This is a genomic window from Streptomyces sp. NPDC042259 (genome assembly GCF_055582085.1).
This window is the reverse complement of record NZ_JBVJDW010000008.1, coordinates 213,792-221,119: the sequence shown is the minus strand read 5'-3', so window position 1 is coordinate 221,119 and position 7,328 is coordinate 213,792. Positions and strand designations below refer to the sequence as shown.

Annotated in this window: 6 protein-coding genes; 3 read left to right on the top strand and 3 right to left on the bottom strand. The window is 73.3% G+C overall.

Features of this window, described 5'->3' with window-relative positions:
- Positions 1–152: 152 nt before the first annotated feature.
- Together ACZ6MA_RS22415 and ACZ6MA_RS22410 are read right to left on the bottom strand one after the other, a co-directional pair.
- On the bottom strand, positions 153–680 hold the full coding sequence (locus tag ACZ6MA_RS22415; RefSeq protein ID WP_469435679.1) for a gamma carbonic anhydrase family protein: 528 nt from the start codon (positions 678–680) through the stop codon (positions 153–155).
- A gap of 212 nt (positions 681–892) precedes the next feature.
- Positions 893–1,324, bottom strand: coding sequence for a gamma-glutamylcyclotransferase family protein (locus tag ACZ6MA_RS22410; RefSeq protein WP_469435678.1), 432 nt, complete (start codon positions 1,322–1,324; stop codon positions 893–895).
- 87 nt (positions 1,325–1,411) lie between these two features.
- On the opposite strand from ACZ6MA_RS22410, the gene ACZ6MA_RS22405 reads away from it, so the two are divergent.
- Genes ACZ6MA_RS22405 through ACZ6MA_RS22395 form a run of 3 tightly spaced genes read left to right on the top strand, consistent with a single transcriptional unit; the run spans position 1,412 to position 5,443 of the window.
- Positions 1,412–3,751, top strand: a complete 2,340-nt coding sequence (locus ACZ6MA_RS22405) for an ABC transporter ATP-binding protein/permease (RefSeq protein ID WP_469435677.1) — start codon at positions 1,412–1,414, stop codon at positions 3,749–3,751.
- A gap of 16 nt (positions 3,752–3,767) precedes the next feature.
- Positions 3,768–4,391: a hypothetical protein gene (locus ACZ6MA_RS22400; RefSeq protein WP_469435676.1), complete on the top strand. Its 624-nt coding sequence runs from the start codon at positions 3,768–3,770 to the stop codon at positions 4,389–4,391.
- On the top strand, positions 4,388–5,443 hold the full coding sequence (locus ACZ6MA_RS22395) for a serine/threonine-protein kinase (protein WP_469435675.1): 1,056 nt from the start codon (positions 4,388–4,390) through the stop codon (positions 5,441–5,443). The genes ACZ6MA_RS22400 and ACZ6MA_RS22395 overlap by 4 nt, the downstream gene beginning before the upstream one ends.
- 189 nt (positions 5,444–5,632) lie before the next feature.
- Here the strand turns inward: ACZ6MA_RS22395 and ACZ6MA_RS22390 are convergent, their stop codons facing one another.
- Entirely contained in the window at positions 5,633–6,931 is a 1,299-nt protein-coding gene (locus ACZ6MA_RS22390) for a streptophobe family protein (RefSeq protein WP_469435674.1), read from the bottom strand.
- Positions 6,932–7,328: the final 397 nt, after the last annotated feature.

The window sequence follows — 7,328 nt, the reverse complement described above, 5'->3', positions numbered from 1 at the left end:
CGCCTGCGGCGGCGGGCGCCCTGCGGGCGCGTCCTCAAGCGCCGGACGGGCTGGTTTCGGCTGACCTCAGCCGAAACCAGCCCGTCCGGCGCTTGAGGACACCGCCGCGCAGTGGTGGTGCCGGTGCGCCCCCGTGATCCGCCGGAGCGGCCCTACGTCGCCACGTCGCGGTGCTGCTTCGCCAGCTCCAGATACATCGTGGCGTTGAGCTTGATGTGTTCGCGCTCCTCCGCCGTCAGCTCCCGCCTGACCTTGGCGGGGACGCCCGCGACCAGGGAACCCGGGGGGATCCGCATGCCCTGGGGGACGAGGGCCTGGGCGGCGATAAGCGAACCGGCCCCGATCACCGCACCGTTGAGGACCGTGGCCCCCATCCCGACCAGGACGTCGTCCTCGACCGTGCAGCCGTGCAGGACGGCGTTGTGGCCGACGGTCACCCGCTCGCCGACGCTGACGGGGAATCCGGGGTCTACGTGCACCGTGCAGTTGTCCTGGATGTTGCTGTCCGCGCCGAGCGTGATGGGACCGCAGTCCGCCCGCAGCACGGCGTGGTACCAGACGCTCGCGCCCGCCTCCAGCGTCACGTCGCCGAGCACGACCGACGTCGGCGCGGTGAACGCCCCCGGGTCGATCCTCGGCTCGTGACCGCCCACCCCGGAAATCAACGCTCGCTCCGCCACCGTCTCTCCTTCTGCCTCACCCGTCATGATCCGTCACTTCCGTGGGCACCGTAAGCGACGGGCCGGGGCGGCCATAAGCCGCGTCCGGCGGATTTTCGGCTGCGGGCCGGGTTGTGCCAGCGGCGGTGGGCGCTCTGCGGGCACCCCTCGAACTTCCCCAGCTACCGCCGGGGTACCCCCAGGGGCTCGGCTCGGCTGAGCCCGGCCACAAATCAGCGGAGCCAGTCGCCGCCGGGCAGCGGAGTGTGTCCGGCGCGCAGCCGGCCGGCCAAGCGGTCCGCGGCGAGATAGACCCAGGCGCGCACCGGGGCGGCCCCGCCGTCGGGGAGAGCCTCCCGGGCGACCCGTTCGTAGAGATTGCGGTGACCGCCCGGCACATAGCCCTCCAGTTCGTCCAGAGCGGCCAGGAGTTCTTCGTACCGCGCCGGGGCCAGGGTGATCAGGTCGCCGTGGATCACGCTCTCCCGTTCGGCGGTCACCGCGTACGGATAGCCGGGCCCCGCGTACAGCACCGCACCGCGCAGCCGGGCGGGTTCCTCCGCCGCGGTGCGGCCGCGCAGCAGCCGGCCGTGGTTGCCCTGGCCGGGGCGCAGCGTCCCGTAGACGAAGACGGGCAGCCGCTCGGTGGCGGGCCGCGACGACACCGGCGGGCTCCTTTCGACGGGCGGGCCGGGGCACCGCACCCCACGCGTGGACAGGCGAGGCCGGGCGGTCCGCCGTAGAATCCAAACATGGGAGAGCGGTCGGTCGCGCCCCCCGCCCCCGAACTCGTCGTCGAGGCCGACGGCGGCTCGCAGGTGATGAGTCCGACCCGGACCTATCACGTGGGGCGCGATCCCTTGAGCGACATCGTGCTGCACGACCTGCGGGTCTCATGGCACCACGCGGTGCTGCGCCCCGTCGGGGACCACTGGACGCTCGAGGACAGCGACAGCACCAACGGCACCTACACCGAAGGCCACCGGGTGCGGGCGGAGGACGTCGGACCGGGCAGCGTCATCCGGTTCGGCAACCCCGAGGACGGCCCGGCCGCGCTGCTCAAAGAGGCGGCGCACCCGTCGGGGCGCCCGTCGTCGGTCTCGCTGCCGTCCGCCACCGGCACGTTCCGCAGCCCCACCTCCGTCCGCCCGTTGCCCGCCCGGACCGTCCGCATCGGCCGCGGCGCCGACAACGACCTCGTCGTCGACGACCTCGTCGTCTCCCGCCGCCACGCCGAACTGCGCGCCACCGCCGACGGCGGCCACGAGATCGTGGACCTCGGCAGCCACAACGGCACCTACCTCAACGGCCGGCCCGTGCGACGGGCGACGGTGGGGCCCGGCGACATCGTCGGCATCGGCCACTCCGCTTTCTGCCTGGTCGGCGACGAACTCCAGGAGTTCGTCGACACCGGCGAGATCTCGCTCGACGTCCAGGACCTGCTCGTACGGGTCGACAAGGGCCGCAAGACCCTGCTGGAGGACGTGTCGTTCCCCGTGGGGGAGAAGAGCCTGCTCGCGGTCGTGGGACCGAGCGGCGCGGGCAAATCGACCCTGCTCAACGCGCTCACCGGGCAGCGGCCCGCCGACCGGGGCACCGTGCTCTACGACGGCCGTGACCTCTACCGCGACTACGCCGAGCTGCGGGCACGCATCGGACTGGTGCCGCAGGAGGACATCCTGCACGCCCAGCTGACCGTGCGCCGCGCCCTCGGCTACGCCGCCGAGCTGCGCTTCCCCGGCGACACCGCACAGGCCGAACGGCAGGCCCGGGTGACGGAGGTGATCGGTGAACTGGGCCTCCAACAGCGCGCCGACCAGCCCATTCACAGTCTCTCGGGCGGTCAGCGCAAGCGGGTCAGCGTCGCCCTGGAGCTGTTGACGAAGCCGTCGCTGCTCTTCCTCGACGAGCCGACCTCGGGCCTGGACCCGGGCATGGACCGCTCCGTGATGCACATGCTCCGCACCCTCGCCGACGACGGCCGCACCGTCATCGTCGTCACCCACAGCGTCCTCAGCCTGGACGTGTGCGACCGGCTGCTGGTCCTCGCCCCGGGCGGGCGGATCGCCTTCTACGGACCGCCCGACGAGACCCTCGACTTCTTCGGCTACGCCCAATGGCCCGAGGCATTCGAGGCGTTCGAGGCCGAGGCCGGGCGCGACTGGGCGGGCCAGTACCGCGCGTCCTCGCACTACCGCCAGTACATCGCCGCCGCCACCGAACAACCCCGGCTCGACGGGGCCCGCGCCCCCGAAGAGGCCACCAAGCCGCCGAAGGCGCAGAGCTGGGGCGCCCAACTGCGCACCCTGGTGCGCCGGTACGCGGCCGCGCTCACCGCCGACCGGACCTTCCTCGCCATCATGATCGCGTTGCCGTTCGTGATGGGCGCGATGGCCCGGGCCCTCGCCGGCAGCAAGCTGACCTCGGAGTCGGCGATGAACGCGCTGCTCATCCTGTGCGTGGGCGGCGTGCTGACCGGGGCCGCCAACGCGGTGCGCGAACTGGTCAAGGAACGGGTGATCTACCAGCGGGAGAGAGCCGTCGGCCTGTCCAGATCCGCGTATCTGATGTCCAAAGTGGTGGTGCTGGGGCTGATCACGGTGGTGCAGGCCGTCGTGCTGACCCTGGTCGGGCTGTTCGGCGTGAACATCAACGCGCCCGGCGGCAAGGGCGTGTTCTTCCCACCGCTCGTCGAGATCGCGCTGGCCGTGGCGTTGTTGTCCTTCACCGCCATGATGCTGGGCCTGGTCGTGTCGGCACTGGTGCGCAAGGAGGAGGTCACCATGCCGCTGCTGGTCCTCCTCGCCATCGTCCAGGTCGTCTTCTGCGGGGCGCTGCTCAAGCTCGCCGGGGTGCCCGGTCTGGAACAGCTGGCGTGGCTGGTGCCCTCGCGCTGGGCGCTCGGCGCGATGGCCGGCACGGTCGGGCTGGAGCGCATCGTGCCGGGCAAACTGACCGCCGACCCGCTCTTCGACCACTCGGCGGGCACCTGGCTGGTGAACATGGGCATGCTGGTGGTGCTGTCGGTCGTGTTCGGCGTCATCGTCGCGCGGCTGCTGCGCCGCCACGAGCCCGCCATCATGCGCAAGTGAGCAGGCGGGAGCCTCGATGAACGCAGCGTACCCACCCCAGTCCGTCATCGCGGGCGCCGTGGGCCCGGCCGCCGGTTTCCGTCCGACGCATGTGGTGCCCGGGGACGGCATGCCCACCTGGGCGGCCCCCGACGGGCTGGTGGCGACCGAGCCGCTCGATCCGCTGCTGCCGGTGCGGCTGCTGGAACGGCGGGGCGACTGGGGCCAGGTGCTCTGCCTCAACGGCTGGTCGGCGTGGGTCGATGCCCGGCTGCTGATCCCGGTGCCGCAGGGCCCGCCGGGCACCGGACGGCAGCTCGCCCGGACGGCCGACGCGCGGGCGCTGCTGGCCCGCGTCGAGGAGACCGTCGGCCGCTACCGCCGGGCGGTGGAGGAACTGGCGGCGGGCCGGACGGACGGGGAGACGTTCCGTCGCACCACCCAGGGGCTGCGGATCGGGGCCGTCGTCGACGGTGAGGCGATGTGGCTGTACGACGCGGCGCACGACCGCTGGTGCTACTGCGACGGGACGGCGATGACGACGTTCGCGGTGCCGGAGTCCGCCTCGGAGGACGGCGGGGTCCCGGGGCCCGGGGAGGGGGAGCCGGGCGCCGAGGGCCCCGGAGCGCCACCGCCCACCGTGTTCGGTGACCGCCGATGACGAGCCCCGACGACCGGACCCGGGGGGACGTGCCGATCGGCCGGCAGTCCGACCTCATCGGCCGCCGGATCGCCGGCTACCGCGTGCAGGGCGAGATCGGGCGCGGCGGCATGGCCGTCGTCTACCGCGCCCAGGACTTGCGGCTCGGGCGGACGGTCGCCCTCAAGCTGCTGGCACCCGAACTGGCGCGCAACGACACCTTCCGGCAGCGCTTCGCACACGAGTCGAGGGTCGCCGCGGCCATCGACCACCCCAACATCGTGCCGGTCTTCGAGGCCGGGGAGACCGAGGGCGTCCTCTTCATCGCCATGCGCTACGTGGCGGGCCAGGACCTGCGGGCCCTGCTGGACCGGACCGGGCGGCTCCCCGTCGTCGACGCCTGCCGCATCGGCCTCCAGGTCGCCTCCGCCCTGGACGCCGCCCACGCGCACGACCTGGTGCACCGCGACGTCAAGCCGGGCAACATCCTGGTCGCGGAGGGCACCGACAGCGACCACCCCGAGCATGTGTACCTCACCGACTTCGGACTGACGAAGAAGTCGCTGTCGCTGACCGGTTTCACCACGGTGGGCCAGTTCGTCGGCACCCTCGACTACGTGGCGCCCGAGCAGATCTCCGGCAAGCCGGTCGACGGCCGCTGCGACGTCTACAGCCTGGCGTGCGTGGTGTACGAGATGCTGACCGGCGGCCCGCCCTTCCGGCGTGACGACGACATGGCGCTGCTGTGGGCACACCAGAACGACCCCCCGCCGCCGGTCTCCGAACACCGCCCCGATCTCACCGCGGCCGTCGACGAGGTGCTGATGAGGGCCCTCGCCAAGACCCCCGAGGAGCGGTACGACACCTGCCTGATGTTCGTCAGCGCGTTGCGCCGGGCCGGCACCGGTGCGGTGACCGGGGAACCGCCGCCCTCGCGGGGGCACGAGTCCACTCGCGTGGACCCGGGCCCCACCGGCTTGCCGCCGGACCGGACACCGCCGCGCCCACCGCCGCCTCCGCCGCGCTGGGCGGAACCGGTGTTTCCGGGGCCTGCGGATGCCACTCGCCGGTAGGCGGTGCCCGGTGGTGTCCTCAAGCGCCGGACGGGCTGGGCTGGGCTGAGGGCCGGTTCGCCTGTGCGGCGGGGCGCGCCCGCGATATCGAAGGCCAGCCGATTCCAGCCCGTCCGGCGCTTGAGGACGCGCCCGCAGGGCGCCATGCCGCCGGAGGCGGCGCGGGCGGCGCGCAGTCGAAGGGCCGCCTCAATCGCCGGACGGGCTACCGCTCACGGCGCCGCGGCGTCGGACGTGGGTGGTGAACAGGCCGCCCAGGAAGCCCGCGAGCAGGCCCCACAGCAGGCCGAAGCCCACCAGCGGCCACAGCCGGGGGCGCAGCAGCACCTCGCCGCCGAAGGCGTCGAGATCGCCGATGCCGAACAGGGACAGTCCGAAGCGGGCCGAGACGCGGGTCAGCAGTCCGACGACGAGCAGGGTGAGCGCGGCGGCCGCGCCGAGCCGCACGGCGGACTGCCACGGCCGGGTGCCGGCCGGTGACCGTACGGCCATGAGGAACCCGGCGGCCAGCAGCGCGACCGCCGCGAGGACCACCAACAGCCAGGCCCGCCCGTCCTGTTCCGCCAGCGACCCCAGATCCACCGTGGCGGTGGCCTCGCCGTCGCGCTGACGCAGCACCGCCGCGAGGGCCTCGGGCACGGGCAGGCCGATGGGGTGGGGCACCCTGCCTTCCCACGCGCCGCCGAGCCCCACGCCGAAGGCGAGCCAGACGAGGTTGGGCAGTCCGAGCAGCAGGACGGCCGCGGTCTGGTCCGGGTGGTCGCGGGTGAAGAGCAGGACCACCCCGACGACCAGGCCGAGGACCACATAGGCCAGCAGGACGACCAGCATCGCGAACGCGGCGGGCCGCACCGAGTCCTGGAACGGCAGCAGCCGCGGGGGCAGCGGTGTCTTCCGGGACACCGCCGATGCCACGGCGAGCAGCACCAGCAGCCAGAACAGCCCGAATCCGAGGGTGGGGCCCACGTCCGCGCGGAAACCCACGGACGGGGTCGCGCCGAGGAGTTCGCCGATGTCGTCGAAGGCTTCCTCGCCCAGGCTGATCCGGAAGGTGTGCCGCGCGGTGAGCGCGACGATCAGCAGGGCCAGCAGCCACAGCACGGCCGTCCGGGCGGCCCGCGCGAGCAGTTGACCGCCGCTCACCACCGCGTGATGCCGCAGTGGCAGCAGGAAGACCACGGCGATGGCCAGGGCACCGGCCAGGGTCACCGAGAGGGGGACGACGTTCAGCCCGCCGCCCGATTGGGCGATCGGGCCCGCGCCGCCCGACAGCCGGACGGTGCCCCCGACGGCGGTGACCACGGTGGCCGCGAGCACGCTGGGAAAGGCACCACCCGGCAGGCTCGCCGCGCCCGCCGCCCACAGCCCGAGCGCGGCCACGACGAACAGGGCGGCCACCCCGGCGAGCACGGTGACGAGGGCGTCCCGCCAAGCGCGTACCTCGCCGAGCGCCCTGCCCGGCACGGACCTTGGCGGCTGGCTGCTCAACGCTGTCTCCGGGGGCTCGGGGGCTCGGGGGCTCGGGGGCTCATGAGGGCCCCGACGGGAACGAAAGCGGGGGACATCCGATGGGACCCCGTGGGGCCCGTGCGGCTCGCGGTGTCCTCCAACGTACGCACGTGCGCGCCGGGCCGCCCGCCCGCGCGGGCGGCCGGGGGACCCGCACCCCTGGTGCGCGTTCCCGCTTGCGGCCGGTGCGGGTTCCGGACACACAATGAGCGGAGCGAAATCGGGTGGAATCAACCGAATACGCGTAAGAGGCCAGGACGCGGTACGTCCTCGGTCCGCATCACCGTCTAAGCCTGGGAGAAGGGCCGTGACTTCCGAACCGCCGTCAGGAAACCGCCCCACCGGCCCGCCGTCGGGACCGCTGTCCGGCCAGGGC

Bases quoted from the DNA above. Each gene is read 5' to 3' on its own strand.
- ACZ6MA_RS22400 (WP_469435676.1), top strand. From the start codon at position 3,768: ATGAACGCAGCGTACCCACCCCAGTCCGTCATCGCGGGCGCCGTGGGC.
- ACZ6MA_RS22405 (WP_469435677.1), top strand. From the start codon at position 1,412: ATGGGAGAGCGGTCGGTCGCGCCCCCCGCCCCCGAACTCGTCGTCGAG.
- ACZ6MA_RS22395 (WP_469435675.1), top strand. From the start codon at position 4,388: ATGACGAGCCCCGACGACCGGACCCGGGGGGACGTGCCGATCGGCCGG.